Source organism: Nocardia stercoris (genome assembly GCF_003696265.1).
GTDB classification, from domain to species: Bacteria; Actinomycetota; Actinomycetes; order Mycobacteriales; family Mycobacteriaceae; genus Nocardia; species Nocardia stercoris.
The window spans coordinates 78,102-97,704 of the sequence record NZ_RFFH01000015.1 but is presented as its reverse complement, the minus strand read 5'-3'; the positions used below and the strand labels follow the sequence as shown (position 1 = coordinate 97,704).

The 19,603-nt window shown below is 68.4% G+C and carries 18 protein-coding genes, 1 tRNA gene and 1 riboswitch; of the genes, 10 read left to right on the top strand and 9 right to left on the bottom strand.

The window, feature by feature from the left end:
* The first annotated feature begins 1,248 nt into the window (after positions 1 to 1,248).
* From EBN03_RS35265 to EBN03_RS26530, 3 genes are all read left to right on the top strand, one after another.
* Entirely contained in the window at positions 1,249 to 1,449 is a 201-nt protein-coding gene (locus EBN03_RS35265; RefSeq protein ID WP_233608665.1) for a DUF4244 domain-containing protein, read from the top strand.
* Positions 1,449 to 1,808, top strand: a complete 360-nt coding sequence (locus EBN03_RS26535; protein WP_233608656.1) for a TadE family type IV pilus minor pilin — start codon at positions 1,449 to 1,451, stop codon at positions 1,806 to 1,808. Before EBN03_RS35265 ends, EBN03_RS26535 begins: the two co-directional genes overlap by 1 nt.
* A gap of 119 nt (positions 1,809 to 1,927) precedes the next feature.
* Positions 1,928 to 2,290, top strand: a complete 363-nt coding sequence (locus tag EBN03_RS26530) for an Rv3654c family TadE-like protein (RefSeq protein WP_122190926.1) — start codon at positions 1,928 to 1,930, stop codon at positions 2,288 to 2,290.
* Positions 2,291 to 2,607: 317 nt separating this feature from the next.
* Here EBN03_RS26530 and EBN03_RS26525 read toward each other — a convergent pair whose 3' ends face one another.
* The gene (locus EBN03_RS26525; RefSeq protein WP_122190859.1) at positions 2,608 to 4,983 is read right to left on the bottom strand and encodes a DEAD/DEAH box helicase; all 2,376 of its coding nucleotides are present in this window, start codon (positions 4,981 to 4,983) and stop codon (positions 2,608 to 2,610) included.
* Between the two features lie 481 nt (positions 4,984 to 5,464).
* Here EBN03_RS26525 and EBN03_RS26520 point away from each other — a divergent pair, with 481 nt between their 5' ends.
* The 5 genes from EBN03_RS26520 (at position 5,465) to EBN03_RS26500 (ending at position 10,945) form a co-directional block, all read left to right on the top strand.
* Positions 5,465 to 5,671 (top strand): cold-shock protein, encoded by a 207-nt coding sequence (locus EBN03_RS26520; protein WP_019044597.1) that lies wholly within the window; start codon positions 5,465 to 5,467, stop codon positions 5,669 to 5,671.
* 264 nt (positions 5,672 to 5,935) lie between these two features.
* Positions 5,936 to 8,896, top strand: a complete 2,961-nt coding sequence (gene topA, locus EBN03_RS26515) for a type I DNA topoisomerase (protein ID WP_122190858.1) — start codon at positions 5,936 to 5,938, stop codon at positions 8,894 to 8,896.
* 151 nt (positions 8,897 to 9,047) lie between these two features.
* On the top strand, positions 9,048 to 9,572 hold the full coding sequence (locus tag EBN03_RS26510; protein WP_122190857.1) for a mycothiol transferase: 525 nt from the start codon (positions 9,048 to 9,050) through the stop codon (positions 9,570 to 9,572).
* A 10-nt stretch (positions 9,573 to 9,582) separates the two neighbouring features.
* Positions 9,583 to 10,803, top strand: coding sequence for a DNA polymerase III subunit delta' (locus tag EBN03_RS26505; RefSeq protein ID WP_122190856.1), 1,221 nt, complete (start codon positions 9,583 to 9,585; stop codon positions 10,801 to 10,803).
* Between the two features lie 66 nt (positions 10,804 to 10,869).
* A tRNA-Thr gene (locus EBN03_RS26500) sits at positions 10,870 to 10,945 on the top strand.
* A 134-nt stretch (positions 10,946 to 11,079) separates the two neighbouring features.
* Here the strand turns inward: EBN03_RS26500 and EBN03_RS26495 are convergent.
* From EBN03_RS26495 to EBN03_RS26475, 5 genes are all read right to left on the bottom strand, one after another.
* Entirely contained in the window at positions 11,080 to 11,277 is a 198-nt protein-coding gene (locus EBN03_RS26495; protein WP_122190855.1) for a hypothetical protein, read from the bottom strand.
* The gene (locus EBN03_RS26490) at positions 11,277 to 11,951 is read right to left on the bottom strand and encodes an ADP-ribosyltransferase family protein (protein WP_122190854.1); all 675 of its coding nucleotides are present in this window, start codon (positions 11,949 to 11,951) and stop codon (positions 11,277 to 11,279) included. Before EBN03_RS26490 ends, EBN03_RS26495 begins: the two co-directional genes overlap by 1 nt.
* A 69-nt stretch (positions 11,952 to 12,020) precedes the next feature.
* Complete coding sequence (locus tag EBN03_RS26485; protein ID WP_122190853.1) at positions 12,021 to 12,614, bottom strand: GNAT family N-acetyltransferase; 594 nt, start codon at positions 12,612 to 12,614, stop codon at positions 12,021 to 12,023.
* A gap of 144 nt (positions 12,615 to 12,758) precedes the next feature.
* Positions 12,759 to 13,424 (bottom strand): hypothetical protein, encoded by a 666-nt coding sequence (locus EBN03_RS26480; RefSeq protein ID WP_147471713.1) that lies wholly within the window; start codon positions 13,422 to 13,424, stop codon positions 12,759 to 12,761.
* A 517-nt stretch (positions 13,425 to 13,941) separates the two neighbouring features.
* Positions 13,942 to 14,643, bottom strand: coding sequence for a hypothetical protein (locus EBN03_RS26475; protein WP_147471712.1), 702 nt, complete (start codon positions 14,641 to 14,643; stop codon positions 13,942 to 13,944).
* 570 nt (positions 14,644 to 15,213) lie between these two features.
* On the opposite strand from EBN03_RS26475, the gene EBN03_RS26470 reads away from it, so the two are divergent.
* Positions 15,214 to 15,666 carry a DUF2752 domain-containing protein gene (locus EBN03_RS26470; protein WP_233608655.1) on the top strand — a complete coding sequence of 151 codons (453 nt, stop codon included), beginning with the start codon at positions 15,214 to 15,216 and terminating at the stop codon, positions 15,664 to 15,666.
* On the opposite strand, the gene EBN03_RS26465 is transcribed toward EBN03_RS26470, so the two are convergent.
* From EBN03_RS26465 to EBN03_RS26455, 3 genes are all read right to left on the bottom strand, one after another.
* The gene (locus tag EBN03_RS26465) at positions 15,663 to 16,973 is read right to left on the bottom strand and encodes an aminotransferase class V-fold PLP-dependent enzyme (protein WP_122190850.1); all 1,311 of its coding nucleotides are present in this window, start codon (positions 16,971 to 16,973) and stop codon (positions 15,663 to 15,665) included. The genes EBN03_RS26470 and EBN03_RS26465 overlap by 4 nt on opposite strands.
* A gap of 42 nt (positions 16,974 to 17,015) precedes the next feature.
* A riboswitch (SAM riboswitch) is annotated at positions 17,016 to 17,129 on the bottom strand.
* A 58-nt stretch (positions 17,130 to 17,187) separates the two neighbouring features.
* Positions 17,188 to 17,652, bottom strand: coding sequence for a flavin reductase family protein (locus EBN03_RS26460; protein WP_122190924.1), 465 nt, complete (start codon positions 17,650 to 17,652; stop codon positions 17,188 to 17,190).
* Between the two features lie 132 nt (positions 17,653 to 17,784).
* Positions 17,785 to 18,258, bottom strand: coding sequence for a YbaK/EbsC family protein (locus EBN03_RS26455; RefSeq protein WP_122190923.1), 474 nt, complete (start codon positions 18,256 to 18,258; stop codon positions 17,785 to 17,787).
* A gap of 418 nt (positions 18,259 to 18,676) precedes the next feature.
* Between EBN03_RS26455 and EBN03_RS26450 the strand changes: the two genes are divergently transcribed.
* Positions 18,677 to 19,498 (top strand): crotonase/enoyl-CoA hydratase family protein, encoded by an 822-nt coding sequence (locus EBN03_RS26450; RefSeq protein WP_122190849.1) that lies wholly within the window; start codon positions 18,677 to 18,679, stop codon positions 19,496 to 19,498.
* Positions 19,499 to 19,603 lie beyond the last annotated feature (105 nt).

Sequence of the window (19,603 nt, the reverse complement as noted above, 5' to 3'; positions counted from 1 at the left end):
CTGGACGCGCGTGGGCCGCAACCGGACCTGCTCGGTCGATCACAACTGCAAGAGCTTGGCTTGCAGCCCGACTCCCTCGACCGATCGCGATCGGACGTGCCTGGGCCACAATCGGGTCCACTCGGCCGATCTCAACTCGAAGCGACTGGGCCGCAGCCCGACGCGTCCTTCGCCTCTTGCTCGGACGAAGCGGGCTGCTCGGTGCCGGCATGCAGGTGTCAGCCGGGGTTCGGAGTCGCTGCGACCTCGCGATCGGCTGCGGTGCGTGCTCCGAACGGATCCCGTGTCCCCGTACGCCGGCCTGCACCACAGCCGCCAATCGGCGTGACCCGGAAGCAATTTCGCCGGGCGCTTCGGTTGCGGGCGGTGTGGTCGGATTCGCGCTGGTGGGCTGGGGGCCGGCTGTTTGCGATGGCCCGTGGGTTCGGGTTTCGGTTCTGGTCGGTAATGAACCGGACGCGATTCTCTCGGGCGCTCCGAGTAGCTGTGGCGCGGCGCAGTCCGTGGAGCGGTGTGGCCGCGTCGATTTCGGTGGTCGGCGGGAAGGCTTCGGGTCGGCCTGCGCTCACGTCGACGACGCGGCAATTGCTCCGCGGGGCGACAAGACGGGTGCGGGAGGTGACCGGGACCCTCGCGACGTCGCGCGGGCTGCTGGTCGTGGCGGCGCGGTCACTGGCGACCGTCGAGGTGGGTTCGGTGCTCAGGGCGCGGTACCGGCAAGTGTTGTGCGGGGGAACGGTCCAGATTCGGTCGATGGGGAAAAGGGGTGTGGCGGTGTTGATCACGATGGTGCGGATGTCCGGTCGGCGGCTGTGGGGCGCGGTCCGGTCTCGGGTGGAGGTTTCGGAACAGCGGGATGGTGCGCTCGAGCGCCACAACCTGCTTCGTTGGTTGCTCGACCAATTGCGTTCGACGGGCAGAGCTCTGGCCGAACTTGCGGGCGCGCGACTGCGCGATCAGTCCGTCGGCGCAGCGTTGCCGCAGGCGGAATTGCCGGTGCCGTCCGTATCGGTTCGTCAGGAACCGCAGGAGCTCGGTGGGTCGGAGCTGCGGTCGCCCGCGGTGGAACCCTTGCCGCTCGCAGTGGACCCGTTGCCGGCCGGGGAGGTCGTGCCCGTGCGCGGGAGCGGGATATCGATGGGCACCAACGGATTGCCGCGAGCGCTGATCGTGCGGACGGTTCTGGCGCATCGTGCGGGGGAGCGGTTGGTCTCGGCGGCACGGGGACTGCGCGAACGGGGTGGGGCAGTGCAGCGCGCCGGGACGCGGGTCCGCGCGTTCGCGGCGGCAGCGGTCGCCGGGGAAGAGGGGCAGAGCACCGCGGAGTACGCGATCGGGACCATCGCCGCGGCGGCGTTCGGGGCCGTGCTGTACACGGTGGTGACCGGGGATTCGATCGTCAACGCGCTGACTCAGATCATCGACAAGGCGTTGAAGACCAGCGTGTAGTGGCGCACGCGGGCCGGCAACCGATCGCCGCCGACGCCGGCGGGGTGACGGTGGAGGCGGCGATCGCGCTGTCGGCTCTGGTGATCGCGGTAGCGCTCTGCCTCGGCGCGGTGCTGGCGGCCGGCACCCAGGTGCGGTGCGTCGATGCCGCGCGCGAGGCGGCCCGGCTGGCCGCGCGGGGTGCGACGGATCAGGCCGTTCCGTCCGCACGTCGTGTCGGTCCGCCGGGCGCGGAGGTGACCCTGCGTCTCGAGTCGGACCGCATCGTCGCCGACGTGACAGCACGCACGCCACTGCTACCGCTGCTGGTCTTGCACGCACAGGCGGTGGCGGTACCCGAGCCGGGCGTGGTGCAGTGATCCGCGACCGACGCCGTCGCGAAATTCGCACCACGTGCCGGTGCACTCCGGGCGGCGCCGCGATCACCGCTGATGGGTTCGATCTGGCGGCCGGCCACCGCCGAGCGGCCCGCGCGCGCATGCCCGGGGTTCTCACCCGTGAGAATGGCGGCGCGACTGTGACCGCCTGCTTGGCGCTCAGTGCGCTGCTGGTGGTGACAGTGCTCGTCGCTCAGGTCGGGGTGGCGGTGGTGGCGCGGCATCGGGCGCAGTCGGCGGCCGATCTGGGGGCGTTGGCGGCCGCGGGGGCGCTGGACGAGGGGACGGTGGTGGCTTGTGCGCGGGCGCGGACGGTCACCGATGCGGCCGGGGTTCGGCTGCGGTCCTGCGCGGCCGCGGGATGGGATGTTCTGGTGGTGGTGGAGGCGTCGGTTTCGCTCGGTCCGATCGGCTCGAGAATCGTCGGCGCGACCGCACGAGCGGGTCTCACCGAGCAGCCCTGACCACGGTGAATACCGAACGGTTGGTGTTCGGTCCCATTCCGTGACCTCAGCCACATTCACATCGGAAGGACAGGGGGGATGCCGTCCAATAGGTTGTAGGCAATTCGATACCCGCGAATAGGGGCGTGCCGCTCGACTCCTCGACCGCGAAATGTGAGCAAAACCTATCGGTCGTTAGGCAATGGCGTAGTTAACATAAAATCCATCCTTTTTATTCGATAGGGCACCGGGTTGATGTGTCCGCTTCGGTGGGCATGCCAAGCGCTTGTCCGGTTACCTTCGGGTATCACCGTGGATGCGGTCCTATTGCCCGGCGGTCACGATTGCGGCGTATCAATATCCAGGTCGATTGACCAGTGCTCGGGAAGTTCGTCCAGCACCGCCGCGAGCAGCGCCGCCGCACCGGCCTTGTCGAGCGGGTTGTTGCCGTTGCCGCACTTCGGTGACTGCACGCACGACGGGCAACCCGACGGGCAGGGGCACGATTCGATCGCCGATCGGGTGGTGCTCAACCAGGTCCGGAGGCGGGCGAATCCACGCTCGGCGAAACCGGCGCCACCTGCGTGTCCGTCGTAGACGAACACGGTGGGCAGCCCGGTCGCGGGATGTTCGGCGGTGGACACTCCGCCCAGATCCCAGCGGTCGCAGCCGGCCAGCAGCGGCAGCATGCCGATCGCGGCGTGCTCGGCCGCATGCAGCGCACCGGCCACGTCTCGGGGCCCGATACCGGCTCTGATCAGCAGTTCTTCGGTCACTGTGTAGAAAACCGCTCTGGTCGGCAGGGTGTGCGCCGGCATGGTCAGCTCGACCGCGTCGAGCACCTCACCGGTCGAGAGCGTGCGGAGATACCCGACGACCTGACTGGTGACGCTGACCTGCGCGAACCCCGCGGTCACCCCGCCGTGCGCCCGTTCGTGCTCGACTTCGCCCAGCTCGATCGAGGTCACCGACCGGGCCCGGGTGGTCCAGCCGGGCTGTGCGGCGTGCACGAAGGCGATACCGGTCTCGAGATCGAGGTCGTCCACCACGAAGGTCTCGCCCTGGTGCAAGTGGACCGCCCCCGGATGCAGGGTGGCCGGCGCCCGCCCGGCGTCGGCGGTGCCGAGCAGTCGCCCGGTCTCCTCGTCGACGATCGCGACGGTGGCGCCGATACCCCCTCGGACGTCCACTTCGTCGTGCGGCGGGGTGGTCGCCGTGACGTGCCAGCGGCCACCCAGACGCGGATGCCGGCGGTGGCGGACCAGCCCCTGAGCAGCCAGTTCCCGGATCACCGAACCCGCGCCGAGCTCCTCGATCTCACTGTCGGTCAGCGGATGTTCCAGGCCCGCGCATAGCAGGTGCGGACCCAGCACATAGGGATTGCGCGGATCGATGATCGCCGCCTCCACCGCCCGGCCGAGCAGCGCTTCCGGGTGGTTGACCAGGTAGATGTCGAGCGGATCGTCGCGCGCCACCAGCACCACCAGCGCGCCCTGTGAGCGGCGCCCGGCCCGCCCGGCCTGCTGCCAGAACGAGGCGATGGTCCCGGGAAAACCGCTGATCACCACGGCATCCAGACCGGCGATATCGACGCCCAGCTCGAGCGCGTTGGTGGTGGCGGCACCGAGCAACGACCCGTCCGACAGCGCCGTCTCGAGCTCGCGCCGATCCTCGGCCAGGTATCCAGCGCGGTACGCCGAGACCCGGTCGGCGAGCTCCGGCGCGGCCGTGGCCAGCAGGTTCCGGGTATCGATGGCGACCACTTCCGCGGCCCGCCGGGAGCGGACGAAGGTCAGCGTCCGGGCACCCTCGGCTACCAGGCCGGCCATGATTCCGGCCGCGTCGACGGTGGCCGGCCGGCGGGTCGGGGCGCCGTTGTCGCCGGTCACGCCGGTGCGCAGCGGCGGCTCCCACAGCGCGACCGTGCGCGCGCCACACGGAGACCCGTCGGTGGTGACCGCTGTGCAGGGCGCGCCGATGAGTCGCGCGGCGCTGACCTGGGGATCCGCCGTCGTGGCCGAGCACAGCACGAATACCGGGTCCGCACCGTAATACGCGGCCAGCCGCCGCAACCGGCGGATCACCAGGGCCACATGCGAACCGAAGACACCCCGATAGGCGTGCGATTCGTCGATCACCACATAGCGCAGCCTGCGCAGCAGCCGGGCCCAGCGCTGATGCGAGCGCAGGATGCCGGCGTGCAGCATGTCGGGATTGGTGAAGATCCAGCGCGAGTTCTCCCGCACCCAGCGCCGGATCTCGGCGGGAGTGTCCCCGTCGTAGGCGGCCGGACGAATATCCCGCAGCGGTCCTTCCCCGGTCAGTTCGATCGCCGCGCGCAGCTGATCGGCACCCAGCGCTTTGGTGGGCGAGAGGTACAGCGCGGTGGCTCGCGGGTCCTCGAGCAGCGCGTTCAGCACGGGCAGCTGGTAGCCGAGCGACTTTCCCGAGGCGGTCCCCGTGGCGACGACGACGTGCGCGCCGTCGGCCGCCAGGTCCGCGGTCTGCGTCTGGTGCGTCCACGGCGCCGCGATCCCGGTGGCCTCGACCGCGGTGACCACGTCGGGGGACAACCACTGTGGCCAGGCCGTGAGCTGGGCGGTTCGGGCTGGGAGTTCGGTCACATGCGTGAGCCGCGCGCGCTGGGTGCCGTTAGGGTCGGAGTCGACCCCCGCAAGGACACGATCGAGCAACGATCGACCATAACTGGGCATCGTGGCGAGGGGAGTTCCGAGGCTGCTGCGGTCCGAAGTCACCGGATCGAGACCTCGTACCGCGCGGTCGGTGTGAACCGTGTGCGTCTTACCAGCTCACTGTACCAATTGGCTTCCAAGCGATGATCCGTCTCTGGCCCGAAATGCTGCATGTTCGACCGGTTATCGGAAAGCAAACCTACCTGAAGTATGGATTTCACCACCGAGCCCCTCACCTGCGCATTCGCAAGATCATCCGATTTGCAAATTGTCGGTAACCCGGCTGTCGAATTGCTCGAAGACATGGTTAAGTGGTCCCTGGTCGCAAGCTTCTGTGTTCGAGGGAACGGATCGAAAGTCCAAACCGTCAGCAGGATCGTGTTGCGAACGCGGTACTTGTTGCTTTCCTTGCAGGGGGAACAGAGTACGGCGGTCGGAACGGACCCGGTGGGCGAACCTACTTGCTCCACCGTTCCGGTAGGGAAAGAGAAGGAACAGCAGAATGGCACAGGGAACTGTGAAGTGGTTCAACGCGGAGAAGGGCTTCGGCTTCATCGCGCCCGAGGACGGCTCCGCCGACGTCTTCGTTCACTACTCCGAGATCCAGGGCACGGGCTTCCGTACCCTCGAAGAGAACCAGAAGGTTGAGTTCGAGGTCGGCCAGGGCACCAAGGGCCCGCAGGCCACCGGTGTTCGCGCGCTCTCCTGAGAGTAGCCACAACAACACACCTGCTCGTCCCCCACCGCATGCTGCGGTGGGGGACGAGCCGTATGTGGGACCGCTACACTTGACCGGAACACGGGGCGATCCAACACGCCGAACCGGAGGTGCGCTGCTTCGGTCTTCCGAAGGCAACGCCGTCGACACGGTATAAACGTCCCTGGCGGGCGATATCACAGGTCGCCGCCATGCCCCACACCGCGCGCAGCGCCCGTATGCCGCGCGGGACCAAACGGAAAGGTGTGTTCGCCGGTGGCAACACGAGACCGCGGTGCAGCGCCGACCACAGCCGGAGCTTCGGAACACGGCAGGCCCCTGCGTCGTCTCGTCATCGTCGAGTCCCCGACCAAAGCGAAGAAGATCGCGCCCTACTTGGGCTCGGGCTATGTAGTGGAGGCCTCGGTCGGCCACATCCGTGACCTGCCTCGCGGCGCCGCCGACATCCCCGCCAAATACAAGGGCGAGCCGTGGGCGCGCCTGGGCGTCGACGTCGACCACGACTTCGAACCGATCTACGTGGTCAGCCCGGACAAGAAGGCCAAGGTCTCCGAACTCAAACACCTGCTGGCCGACGCCGACGAACTCTTCCTCGCCACCGACCCCGACCGCGAGGGCGAGGCCATCGCCTGGCACCTGCTGGAGACGCTGAAGCCGAAGGTGCCGGTGCGGCGCATGGTGTTCCACGAGATCACCAAACCCGCGATCCTGGCCGCCGCTGCCGACACCCGCGAACTGGACAACGACCTGGTCGACGCCCAGGAGACCCGGCGCATTCTGGACCGGCTCTACGGCTACGAGGTCAGTCCCGTGCTGTGGAAGAAGGTCATGCCGAAACTGTCGGCGGGCCGGGTGCAGTCGGTGGCGACCCGCATCATCGTGCAGCGTGAGCGCGAGCGGATGGCGTTCCGCACCGCCGAATACTGGGATATCGCAGCGAAATTCGACACCGGTGGGGGCAGCGATGTCGCGAACCCGCGCAATTTCGGTGCCCGGCTGATCAGCGTCGACGGCGCGCGCGTCGCCGGCGGACGGGATTTCGGATCCGACGGCCAGGTCAAGACCGCGGGCGTGACCGTGCTGGACGAGGCCCGGGCCCGCCGGCTGGCGGAAGCCCTGCACGGTGTCGACTTCCGAGTCGACTCGGTCGAATCCAAGCCCTACACCCGAAAGCCGTACGCGCCGTTCATGACTTCGACGCTGCAGCAGGAGGCCGCTCGCAAGCTTCGCTTCGGGTCCGAGCGCACCATGCGGGTAGCGCAGCGGCTGTACGAAAACGGCTACATCACCTATATGCGTACCGACTCGACCACGCTGTCCGAGTCGGCGATCGCCGCGGCCCGCGCCCAGGCGACGCAGCTCTACGGCTCCGAGTTCGTGCACCCGACGCCGCGGCAGTACACCCGCAAGGTCAAGAACGCGCAGGAAGCGCACGAGGCGATCCGCCCGTCCGGTGACACGTTCGCCACGCCCGGACAGTTGCACGGCCGGCTCGACAACGACGAATTCCGGCTGTACGAGCTGATCTGGCAGCGCACGGTCGCCTCGCAGATGGCCGACGCGCGCGGCACCACGCTGACGGTGAAGATCAACGGCCACGCCGGTACCGGTGAGGACTGCGTGTTCTCCGCGTCCGGCCGCACCATCACGTTCCCCGGTTTCCTCAAGGCCTACGTCGAGAGCGTGGACGAGGAATCGGAGAGCCAGTCCGACGACGCGGAGTCGCGGCTGCCCGCGCTCACCGAAGGCCAGCAGGTCGCGGCCGCGGAGCTGAACCCGGACGGGCACAGCACCAATCCGCCGGCCCGGTACAACGAAGCGTCGCTGATCAAGACGCTGGAAGACCTCGGCATCGGCCGGCCGTCGACATACGCCTCGATCATCAAGACCATTCTCGATCGCGGTTACGTGTACAAGCGTGGTTCGGCGCTGGTGCCGTCCTGGGTCGCGTTCTCCGTGGTCGGGCTGCTGGAGGCGTACTTCGGCCGGCTGGTGGACTTCGACTTCACCGCCGCCATGGAGGACGACCTCGACGACATCGCCGGCGGCCGCGAACAGCGCGGAAACTGGTTGTCCAGCTTCTATTTCGGTGGCGAGCACGGTGCCGAGGGTTCGGTGGCGCGTTCGGGCGGGCTCAAGCGGATGGTCGGGGAGAACCTCGACGACATCGACGCCCGGTCGATCAACTCGATCAAGCTGTTCGTCGATTCCGAGGGCCGCGACGTGGTGGTCCGGGTCGGCCGGTTCGGTCCGTACCTCGAGCGCATGGTCGTCAACCCGGACGACCCGGACGGCGACCCGATCTCGCAGCGGGCCAACCTGCCCGACGACCTGCCCCCCGACGAGCTGACCCCCGAGGCCGCCGAGAAGCTGTTCGCCACTCCGCAGGAGGGCCGCGAGCTGGGTGTCGACCCGGCGACCGGGCACCGAATCGTGGCCAAGGAGGGCCGGTTCGGGCCGTACGTCACCGAGATCCTGCCGGAGCCGGCCACCGATCTCGACGCCGAACCGAAGAAGGGCGCGAAGAAGGCGGCCGCGCCGAAGCCGCGCACCGGCTCGCTGTTCAAGGGTATGGACACCGCGACGGTCACGCTCGAGGAAGCGCTGCAACTGCTTTCGCTACCGCGCGTGGTCGGTACCGACCCGGCCACGGGTGAGGAGATCACCGCGCAGAACGGCCGGTACGGGCCGTACCTGAAGAAGGGCACCGACTCTCGGTCGCTGGCGACCGAAGAGCAGTTGTTCACAGTGACTTTGGAGCAGGCGCTGGCGTTGTACGCCGAGCCGAAGCGCCGCGGTCGGCAGGCTTCGGCGGCCGCGCCGCTGCGTGAACTGGGCGCCGACTCGGCGACCGGTAAGCCGATGGTGATCAAGGACGGCCGGTTCGGCCCGTATGTCACCGACGGTGAGACCAACGCCAGCCTGCGCAAGGGCGACGAAGTCGAATCCATCACCGACGAGCGGGCTTCGGAGCTGCTGGCCGATCGCCGGGCCAAGGCGCCGGTGAAGAAGGCCGCGAAGAAGGCGGCCAAGAAGGCGCCGGCGAAGAAGACCGCCGCGAAGAAGACGGCAGCCAAGAAGACGGCGACCAAGACCGCCGCCAAGACGGCCACGAAGGCGGTGGCCAAGAAGGCCGCGGCGAAGAAGGCTCCCGCCAAGAAGGCTGCGGCCAAGGCGGTTCCGTCCGAACCTGCCTCGGAGTCGGCGAGCGTCTGAGTCGCCGTTCTCGCGGCCGCCGCCGGCTCGGTCGGCGGTCTCGGGAGTCGCCGTGGGATCCCTGGTGTGCGGCTGTGTCCGGGGCCGCGATTCTGTCAGTGACCCGGCGTAGCGTCGGTAGCGACCGAATCGCTGATCCGAAGGGCACCCGATGACCGAGGCCGCGCTCGACCAGGAACGTACCGATCTCATCGCCATGCTGGACAGTCAGCGCGCGCTGGCGCGGCTGCCGTTCACCGGCATCGACGACGAGCAGGCCCGGCTGCGCAGCACTGTCAGCGAGTTGACGCTCGGTGGTCTGCTGCATCACCTGATCAGTTGTGAGCGGATGTGGACCGGAGTCATCCGCGACCGGGACGAGAACGCGACCCTCGACATCTCCCGCTTCGGCGGCGAATACGTCATGGCCGAGGACGAGACAGTGGCCGGGCTGCTGGCGGAGTGGGACGCCCTCGCCACGCAGACCACCGAGCTGATCCGCACCGTGGACGACCTCGACACCCTGATCCCCACGCCCACCTCGCCGTGGCGGCCCGAACGGGTGTGGTGGACAGTGCGTTTCACGCTGCTGCACATCTTCCGCGAGCTCTGCCACCACAGTGGTCACGCCGATATCGTGCGCGAGTCGATCGACGGCGCGAACACCACGTATCAGCGCGCGAACGCGGGAATCTAGGGTGTAAGCCGTGGCGAGCGTCTTCGATCGGATGGTCGGGCAGGATGCGGTCCGGGCCGAGTTGACCGCGGCGGCCGTGGCTGCCCGCAGTGGGGTGCCGTCGTCGGCGATGACGCATTCGTGGCTGTTCACCGGCCCGCCCGGGTCGGGCCGGTCGGTGGCGGCGTTGTGTTTCGCCGCGGCCCTGCAGTGCACCGACCCCGGTACCCCTGGGTGCGGGCAGTGCCATGCCTGCACCACGACCATGGCCGGTACCCACGGTGACGTGCGCCGGGTCGTGCCCGAGGGGCTGAGCATCGGTACCAAGGAGATGCGCGAGATCGTGCAGGTGGCGGCGCGGCGGCCCAGTACCGGGCGCTGGCAGGTGGTCGTGGTCGAGGACGCCGACCGGCTCACCGAGGCCGCGGGCAACGTCCTGCTGAAGGTGGTCGAAGAACCGCCCGCCCGAACGGTTTTCCTGCTCTGCGCGCCCTCGGAGGACCCCGAGGACATCTCGGTGACGTTGCGCTCGCGCTGCCGCCACGTTCATCTGGTGACACCGTCGGTGCCTGCGATCGCGCAGGTCCTGCGGGAGCGCGACGGCCTGGCCGCCGATGTGGCGGACTGGGCCGCATCGATCAGCGGCGGTCATGTCGGCCGCGCCCGCCGCCTCGCCACCGACGATCAGGCGCGTGCCCGCCGGCAGCGCGCCCTCGCCCTGGTCGGCGCCACCGCCCGCCCCGGCGCGGCCTACGCGGCCGCCGACGAGCTGGTGAAGTCGGCCGAGGACGAGGCCAAGCAGGTCAGCGCCTCCCGCGACGAGCGGGAGAAAGACGAGCTGGCCACCGCGCTCGGCGCGGGCGGCACCGGCAAGGGCACCGCGTCGGCCACCCGAGGTTCGGCCGGTGCGCTGAAGGATCTCGAACGGCGCCAGAAGTCCCGTGCCACCCGCACCGGCCGCGACGCACTCGACCGCGCCCTCATCGACGTCGCCGGCCTCTACCGCGACGCGCTCGCCGTCCGCCTCGGCGCGGCCACCACCGGCACCCGCGGCGCGGCGACCGGGGTGGCCCTCACCCACCCCGACCTGCCCGACCAGATCCGCGAACTCGCCGACACCATCCGCCCCGAGGGCCTGCTGCGCTCCCTGGAAGCCGTCCTGGCCTGCCGCGAAGCCCTCGACCTCAACGTCAAACCCCGCTTCGCCGTCGCCGCCATGGTCGCCGGCCTGCTCGCCGCCCGCACCTCCTGACCGCCCCCACCCGCCGGTTTTCACATTCCGCCCCCGAGACGATAGACTCGCACCGCCGAAAGGCACGCCGCCTTAGCTCAGTCGGTAGAGCGCTTCACTCGTAATGAAAAGGTCGGGGGTTCGATTCCCCCAGGCGGCTCCAGACCACAGGCCCTTCCCGGACATCCGGGGAGGGCCTGTTGCATGTCGGTCGCTGCCGATCCGTGTTCCACTGGAAGTAGGCGAGCCATTCCTCGGTGGGCGTACTCGGCACGCCACGGTACGCACATTGCCGACTTACTCGTTCGGGTTCCCGTCTTGCCCGCTGGTGCGCGGCGATTCTCGGATCGGAGCAGATGCGTCGTTGTCGTTCCGACGGTGTGAGTGGAGGGCCTCGTCCAGGGCCTGGATCAGGGCGGCCCGCTCGGCTGGGGCGGTGGGCTGCAGGCCGAATTCCTCTGGGGTGCCGAAGATCAGGCCGTCGATCTCGATCATCAGATGTCCTCCGATCGGTCCAGCTGGTAGATGACGGTGCGCCCGGTGTCCGGGTCATCCCAGCGGTGCAGTATTTCGAAGGCGCTCTCGTCCTTGAACGTTACCTCCGCTTCCAGCCGCCGCATCGCGAACGGCGCCACATAACGACCGGTGCGGGAGATGGTCGCGATCTGGGTCGACCCCGCGAACATCTCCTCCGGATGGATGCTGGTGCTGACGAATCCGCGGTCGATCACGACCCGGCCGGGCCGATACTGGGCCAGGACATTGCGGGGTAGGTCGACACCGCGGTAGACGATGCCGTGGAATTCGGGCAGCAGGTCCAATGCCTCGGCGAGCTCGTCCCGCCGGGCCAGAATCGCCGGGTCGTCGAGCAGGCCGGGATGTCGCAGCGCCTCGTTGAGGTCGCGGTGGCCGCCGCTGGTGTACCAGTGCACCGAGTTCTGTAATCGCCGGTCCAGCAACGGTTTCTCGGTGAGCGGGCGGTCCTCCCGCCTCCGGAACCGCAGTTCCAGCCGATCGGCTGCCTCGCGGTCGATCATGCGGTACTCCTCGGCGAACTGTTCCAGGGCCCGCGGAAAATCCCGCACCGCAGCCCCCTGCTGCTCGGCCCACCGTCGGAAGAGCACGGTGATACTGGTCCCGCACTCGCGGGCCACCATCGCCGGCGTCATTTCCACAACCGTGCCTCCGCGGCGACGATGACACAGCTGGCACGAATCCTGTTCCCCCACATGAAAGGGCTACTCCACCGGCCACGGCTCGCTCGAGCGGCGGGGATCGTCCCGGTGCAGGGAGGCGGTCCACACATCCTGTGGTCGGCCGCGTTGGAGGACGAAGTCACCAATGATGCCCTCGTAGCGGAAACCCAGTCGCGACACCGTTTTACGGCTCGCCCAGTTGCCGACGATCGCGCTCCAGTGGACGACTTCGACGCCGTGGGTGAAGGCATAGTCGAGGACCAGGTCCACGGCTCGCGCCATGAGGCCGTGGCCGCGGGCCGCGGGATGAAGCCCGAATCCGATTGTCGCCGTGCCTGTTCCGGTCGGCCGGAAATCGATGCCGCCGCAGAAACGCCCGTTCCGCTCGGGATCGGTCGTCGTGATCGCCCACACCCGTTCCGAATTCGGCGCGGACTCGGTCCAATTGCGCGCCGCGAGGGCCAGGAATTCCTCGGCGTGCGTGCGACTGTACGGGCGGGGAACGGTCGTGTAGCGAACCATCTCCGGGTCGCGGCAGTGTTCGACCATGGCGTCCAAGTCCTGTTCGCGATGCGCGCGCAGGACGACCACACCGTCGGTGAGGACGGGAACGTCGTCCGGGTAGCGGAAGGTCATGAGACCAGAAGAGCAGGAGCAGGCGTGGACGGCAATCGAATTCGGGGATCGGTCGTCAGCGATAGCTGCTGTTGCCGCGCAATATGTCCGGCGCAGGGTCCGTCCCGAGGGGCGGGCCCTGCTGTTTATCCGGGGCCGTAGTAATTACGGGCCGACGGTGATCGCGGTTGCGGTGTTGTCGGTGTCGTAGGCCCCGAGCTTGACGTTGAACGTGGCGTTACCGGACGTCGGGCAGAGGCCGCCACCGGTGGCGGTGAACGGAACGGTCTGGCCGCTGTTCGGGGTGATGGTGGACGGGTTGGTCGTCGAGTTGGTGCCGTTGGCGAAGGTGCCGTTGACCGTTGCCGGGCCGGACGGCGCCACCGTCACGGTGCAGGTCGCCAGACCGCTGGTCTTGACCACCACACCACCCGTCGGAATGATCAGGCTGCCGGTGATCGGGCTACCGTTCTGCGCGGAGATCGTCCAGGTGCCACTGGTGGTGATCGACGAAATGCTGGTGAACGGAGCGTTGATCGAGCACCCCGAGATGCTCGGCGGCGCGGCGGTGATGCTGACCGGGCCCGCGGCATTGTGGTTGCCGGGGCTGGCGGGGACCTGGCCGTTGGCGACCATTGTCGTGCAGGTGGCGGTGAAGGTACCCAGGGTGAAGGTCATATTGCCGATGTTCTTCAGCTGGGCGTGGGCACCGGCCGGGCTGATGGTGGTGCTGCCGGCGGCAGCCGCGGGCCCGGCACCCCAGAAGGTGGCGGCGGCCGCGACGGCGGCGGTGGCAATCATGACTCGGGATAAAGAATTAGTGGAACGCATGCCCTACTCCTGAAATAATTCGGCCGAGCTGCTGTTGCTCGACCGAATTCAGGTTATCGAGCCGGATATCGACCGGGCAACATGAATTACATGCAGGTTTTGCACAGAATTCACATATACGCATAGCGTGGGTTTTCACATGCGGACCTGATAAAATTATCGGTCGATTTTCGCGAAGTTGTCGTTTGCGCAAAATCGGCGGCCGGTGTACGGCATTGTGTCCCGGTGCCGGTCGGAGCCCGATATACTGCACAGGGCCCGATGATCAAGAGGTCCGCCGGGTTCGTTCCGATCGACAGTTCGATGCGCCGTCCGACTCTGGTGGTCAGATGACCAACTTGCGAGCATGCATTCGCAGTGTGAGGTTCAACCGATCGGTAAGGTATTCGCCGATGCCCGGACGATTTCGTCGACCGGACGGTCATCCGGCGGAAATGTAAGCGCCGAATGTGCGTGCAAGATCCGAAAGAACCCCGCCGATGCGCGCAATGCGATCGACGGGGTCCGTGGTATCTCGCTACTTCGAGACGGTGATCGCCGTCGCCGTGTTGTCGGTGTCGTAGACGCCGATCTTGCCGGCAATGGTGCCCGAGGTGTCGGTCGGGCATCCGCCGCCGGTGATCGACAACGGCACCGAGGAGCTCGCCTGGGCGTAGGAGGGGTTGGTTGTCGAGTTGGTGCCGTTGGTGAAGGTACCGCTCACGCTGGCCGGCCCGGTCGGCGCGGCGACTACCGAGCAGTTCAGGAGGCCGGAGATGGTCGCCGTCACGCCGGCTTTCGGGATGTTGAGGCTACCGGTGATCGGGCTGCCGTTCTGGGCAGACAGGGACCAGGCGCCGTTGGTGGCGTTCGCGGTGACCGTGACGCTCTCGAAGGGCGCGTTGATCGAGCAGCCGCTGAAGGTCGGCACGCCGATGGCGACTGCCACCGGGCCGCTGGCGTTGTGGTTGGCCGGCGCGACCGGAACCTGGCCGGTCGAGGTCAGGCCGGTGCAGGTGACCGTGTAACTGCCGACCGCGATGGTCACGTTGCCGATGTTCTGAGCCTTGGCGTGCGCGCCGGACGGGTTGATGGTGGTGCTGTTTCCGGCGGCCTGGGCGGGCCCGACGCCGAACGCGGTGGCGACGGCGCCGGCGCCGATGACGGCGAACACAACCCTACGGAAATTCTTCTGGTTACGCATGACCTGCTCCTGAATTAATTGCGGGCCGAGCCCCATGTTCGGCCCGAATTCAGGTTATCGAGGCGATTGCTCGCGCCGCAATATCGCATACATGCATGTTTTGCACAGTATTTACGTAATGCGAATCTCGGTATTCGGATAACCGGTCGGAGTACAATATTCCGCCGCATTTACTCTATGTGGTCCATTGTGTAAATCTGGCCCGTGGATCTGCGTTCGTCTTGTAGACTCGGTCGGTTTGGCTCCGAATTCCGACTGCGCCGGAGTTGGTGCCGAACTGCTGATATAGCTTATATGCATTACGGAGCGGTGTGGTGAAATAATCATCCGTCCAGTCTCCATATGTAATGTGAACGGCCGTTCTCGCCTCGACGCTAAACCGGCAGGTATGGTATTGGTTCGGTGGGCCGCCGATCGCAATCTCTTCGAACTGCGACGCGCCTCCGGTCGCGGTAGCCTGCCGTCGGCTACCCGCATCGCCCACAATAAACGTCGACCGACCGGACGGTCAGGCGAATCGAAGAAATAAATTGCCGGAATTCGCGTGCGCCGAACGTAATTCCGCGCGTTGGCGGACCGCCGCCGACCCGATTACTGTGGACGACTGTGGACAACCCGCAGGTGTACTCGGCCGGACCGGTCACAACCACCGTCCGGTGGCGGGCGCTCGGCGCACCGGCCCTCACGGCCGGCCTGCTCGCCGGCGCCACCACCCTGCTGCACTTCCGCGATCCGCACGTCTCCGGCTCGTACGGGATCTGCCCGCTCTACGCGCTCACCGGCTACTGGTGTCCCGGCTGCGGCGGCCTGCGGGCCATGCACAACCTCACCGAGGGGCACGTGCTCGACGCCGTCCACAGCAACGTGCTGCTGCTGCCACTGCTGCTGACCTTCGCGGTCTGCTGGGTGGCCTGGACGCGCCGGGCCTGGCGCGGCGTCTCCGGCGGCATCCTGCCCTCGTTCGTCGGCCCGCGTGCGACCTGGGCGCTGCTCGCCCTGGTCGCCGGCTTCACTGTCCTGCGGAATACGCCCTGGGGCACCTGGCTGGCACCGGTCTAAATCTGGCAGGGCGCCGCGCCCGCCGTACCGGTGAGACCCGCGCGGGTCTCCGGCACCGGATTCCATTGCCCACCTTCACATCCGTAGTTCCAGGTGGTTCCGCGCTCGACGAGGGTGCCGATCGCGCCGACCAGCCGGTCCACGTCGTCGGCGCTGGTTCCGAGGCCGACACTGGCTCGCAGCGCGCCGTCCACGCCGAGGCGTGCCAGCAGCGGATGCGCGCAGAACCGGCCGTCCCGCACCCCGATTCCGTGTTCGGCGGACAGGTAGGCGGCGACCCGGCCCGGTTCGAAGCCGTCCACGGTGAACGCCACGATCCCGACCGCATCGGGGCTGTCGGCGAAGATGCGCAGCAGCCGTACTCCGGCAACGGATTCCAGGCCGCGGCGCAGCCGCTCGGTGAGCACCCGTTCGTGTTCGGCGCAGGCGGCGGCGTCGAAACCGGCCAGGGTGTCGCAGGCGGCCGCGATCGCCACGGCCCCCAGCACATTCGGTGAACCGGCCTCGTGCCGCTGTGGTGCCGCGGCCCATTCGGTGCGTTCGATGCCCACCTGGCGGACCGCGCCGCCGCCGGCCAGATAGGCCGGTGCGGCGTCCAGCCAGTCTCGCCGGCCGACCAGGACACCGGCGCCGAACGGCGCGTACAGCTTGTGCCCGGAGAAGGCCAGGTAGTCGATTCCGGTGCCCTGCAGGTCGATTCGCCGGTGCGGGGCCAGCTGCGCCGCGTCCACCAGGATCCGGGCACCACACAGGTGGGCGATCTCGGCCAGGCGGGGGAGCGGCAGTACCTCGCCGGTGACGTTCGAGGCGCCGGTGACCGCAAGCAGCGCAGCGGGTTTCGCGCACAGTTCGGCCACCAAGCGGCGCACGGTCTCCTCGACGGTGTCGGCGGCGCGCACCACTCGGCGCCCGTTCCGCGTCCACGGCAACAGATTCGCGTGATGCTCGATGTCGAGGACCACGGTGTCGCCCGGAACGCAGGCCGCCAGCAGGTTGAGCGAGTCGGTGGTGTTGCGGGTGAAGACCACCACCTGGTCGTCGCCCGCGCCGACGAAGCGGGCGACCGAATCCCGGCTCGCCTCATAGCAATCGGTGGAGATCCGGGAGGCGTAGCCGGCGCCGCGGTGCACGCTGGCGTAGCCGGGCAGCGCCTGGGCGACCCGGTCGCTCACCTGCTGCAGCGCCGGTGCGCTCGCCGCGTAGTCGAAGTTGGCGTAGATGCGAGTTCCCCCCTGTACCAACGGAACCCGCAGATCATGGGAGCTGACAGAAGCGAAGGCGCAGGTGGGGTCGACTACAGCGGTCATCACGGAATCCCGTCGTCAAGGACTCCGGGGAGGAACGAACGGAGTCCGCGCTTGCCGTGCCCGGTCGGACAGCGGCCCGGTCGTCACCCGGAGCACCCCACCGCGGAGGAGGGTTGCCGACCAGCTAGCCGGGGCTTGACGCTGGTACTCGTGACCTGTCCACGACAGTGGCAGACGCCGGCCGCGGTTGTCAACCATGCGCGCCGGGCGGCGGTCATTCCAGCCGGTCGGGCCGGTGATAATTGCCGTTGAAATACACCAGCGGCGCGGTGATCGGCTGCTCGGCTGTGTTGTCGAATACGTCGGTCACCTCACCGATCACCAGCGTGTGGTCGCCCAGTTCCATACGCTGGCGCACCGTTGCCCGCACCCAGATCGGGGTGCCGTGCAGCACCGGCTCACCGGACGCCAGCGTCGTCCACAGCTCGGGGTCGGCGAACCGCTCCCCGGCCGCGCGGGCGAACCGCTGCGCCAGGGTCTGCTGGTGGGCGCCCAGGAAGTGCACCACCAGCGAGTCGGTGGCCAGCATGGCCGCGATACTCGACGAGTTCTGCGCGATGTTGAACGAGATGAGCGGCGGATCCATCGACAGCGAGGCGAACGAGGTCGCGGTGAAGCCGACCGGATGCTCGGCGTCGCCCAGCGTCACGATGGTCACTCCGGCCGGGTAGTGCCGCATCGCGGCCCGGTACCGCGTCGCGACCGCCTCCGTCCCGGACGTGCCCGGGTCCGCCTCGAGCCGGGAATCGGGAAAACTGCTCACCCGATCAACGTACGTCCCGCTCGTGCCGCCCGCACCGGCCGGGGGCACTCAATCGACGTCGATGGCCAGCCCCGCGGTAATCCGCACCAGCTCGCTGAACGAGGTCCGGAACAGCGTGTTCGGGTGTCCCCCGCACGCCCATAGCTCACGATGCCGCGACAGGGCGTTGTCGATGTAGGTGGGCAGATTGGTGGGGTGGCCGACCGGCGCGGTGCCGTCGGCGGGCTGCCCGGTGACCTGCCGGGCCAGCTCCTCGGACGCGGCGGTGAGCCGGCCCTCCAATCGGATTCCGGTGCGGCCCAAGTCGACTCGATGCCCGCCCGCCAGCAGCAGCAGGATCGGATCGTCGTCGAGCAGGTAGACGCGCGCCTCGGTGACCGCGCCGATGTCCACACCGAGGGCGTGCGCGGTCTCGGCGGCGGAGTGGGCGGGCATGGGCTGAGTGATGATGACCCCATGATGGCCGCGGGCGATCAGCGTGTCCGATACCCGGGATGCGACCGGAGGCAACGACCTTCGCATGTCACCAGGGTAGAGGGCCGCGGTGGCCGCCGGAGGATAACCCGATTCTGCGGACGGTTGCCGCGGCGGCCCGTCGGGTGCGCCGAGCGGTTCCGGCCGGTGCACCGTGCGTGCCGGATCGGACTCGGAAGTCGTTCGGTCGCAATCGAATCGGGCCTGGAAACGGAACTCGGCATCCAGTGAACGGGAAACCGGGATCCGGGTCTGCCCGACGGTGCCACGATAGCGGGGATGGGTTCGAGGCCAGCGGTTCTCCCGGGCGGGGCCGATACCTTCGAGGTGCGACACGGTGAACTCCGGGCGTGCGGGGGCGATACCTCCATGATCCGCCGTCGCGCCGCTGAAAACCAGTGTCTACCAGCACGGTCGCTACTGCCCGGTAGGCCGGGTCCGCGAGGGTGGGCATTAGGCTGGCGGAATGACCGATTGGAAGGCATTCACCGTCGAGATCGCCGATCACGTCGCCCAGGTGACCCTGACCGGCCCCGGCAAGGGCAACGCGATGGGCCCCGACTTCTGGCGTGAGCTGCCGTTGATCTTCGCCGAGCTCGACGCCGACGACGAGGTGCGCGCGGTGGTGCTGACCGGCGCGGGCGAGCACTTCTCCTACGGCCTCGACCTGCCCGCCATGTCGCCGCTGTTCGGCCCGCTGCTCGGGGACAAGGCGCTGGCCGCGCCGCGCACCGCCTTCCTGCGCGACATCCGCCGGCTGCAGGCCGCGGTGACCGCCGTCGCCGACAGCGTCAAGCCGGTGATCGCGGCCGTCTCCGGCTGGTGCATCGGCGGCGGGCTGGACCTGATCGCCGCCGCCGACATCCGCCTGGCCAGCGCCGACGCACTGTTCAGCCTGCGCGAGGCCAAGGTGGCCATCGTCGCCGACATCGGCTCGCTGCACCGGCTGCCCGGCATCATCGGCGAGGGCCACCTGCGCGAGCTGGCCTACACCGGCAAGGACATCGACGCCGCCCGCGCCGAGCGGATCGGCCTGGTCAACGACGTGTATCCCGACCGCGACGCGGTACTGGCCGCCGCGCACGAGCTGGCCCGCGAGATCGCGGCCAACCCGCCGCTGGTGGTGCAGGGCGTCAAGGACGTGCTCGACCAGCCGAAGGCCGGCCGGGTCGCCGACGGGCTGCGCTACGTCTCGACCTGGAACGCGGCCTTCCTGCCCTCGGAGGACATCACCGAGGCGATCCAGGCGGTCTTCGAGAAACGCCCACCGGCCTTCCGCGGCAAATAGTTTCGCGCCGCGGTCCGATCGGGCCGCCGCGGCCCCCGTTTGCCGGAATGGTGGCGGGGGCCGTTCGGCGCTACTGTTTCCGGTACCGCATCCGGTAGGACTGCT

Excerpts from the sequence above, each read along its gene's own strand:
- EBN03_RS26455 (WP_122190923.1), bottom strand. The coding sequence starts at position 18,258 with ATGCGAAGGTCGTTGCCTCCGGTCGCATCCCGGGTATCGGACACGCTG.
- EBN03_RS26475 (WP_147471712.1), bottom strand. The coding sequence starts at position 14,643 with ATGGGGCTCGGCCCGCAATTAATTCAGGAGCAGGTCATGCGTAACCAG.
- EBN03_RS26530 (WP_122190926.1), top strand. The coding sequence starts at position 1,928 with ATGCCCGGGGTTCTCACCCGTGAGAATGGCGGCGCGACTGTGACCGCC.
- EBN03_RS26460 (WP_122190924.1), bottom strand. The coding sequence starts at position 17,652 with ATGCGGCACTACCCGGCCGGAGTGACCATCGTGACGCTGGGCGACGCC.
- EBN03_RS26525 (WP_122190859.1), bottom strand. The coding sequence starts at position 4,983 with ATGCCCAGTTATGGTCGATCGTTGCTCGATCGTGTCCTTGCGGGGGTC.
- EBN03_RS26480 (WP_147471713.1), bottom strand. The coding sequence starts at position 13,424 with ATGCGTTCCACTAATTCTTTATCCCGAGTCATGATTGCCACCGCCGCC.
- EBN03_RS26495 (WP_122190855.1), bottom strand. The coding sequence starts at position 11,277 with ATGATCGAGATCGACGGCCTGATCTTCGGCACCCCAGAGGAATTCGGC.
- EBN03_RS26510 (WP_122190857.1), top strand. The coding sequence starts at position 9,048 with ATGACCGAGGCCGCGCTCGACCAGGAACGTACCGATCTCATCGCCATG.
- EBN03_RS26520 (WP_019044597.1), top strand. The coding sequence starts at position 5,465 with ATGGCACAGGGAACTGTGAAGTGGTTCAACGCGGAGAAGGGCTTCGGC.
- EBN03_RS26485 (WP_122190853.1), bottom strand. The coding sequence starts at position 12,614 with ATGACCTTCCGCTACCCGGACGACGTTCCCGTCCTCACCGACGGTGTG.
- EBN03_RS26490 (WP_122190854.1), bottom strand. The coding sequence starts at position 11,951 with ATGACGCCGGCGATGGTGGCCCGCGAGTGCGGGACCAGTATCACCGTG.
- EBN03_RS26465 (WP_122190850.1), bottom strand. The coding sequence starts at position 16,973 with ATGACCGCTGTAGTCGACCCCACCTGCGCCTTCGCTTCTGTCAGCTCC.
- EBN03_RS26450 (WP_122190849.1), top strand. The coding sequence starts at position 18,677 with ATGACCGATTGGAAGGCATTCACCGTCGAGATCGCCGATCACGTCGCC.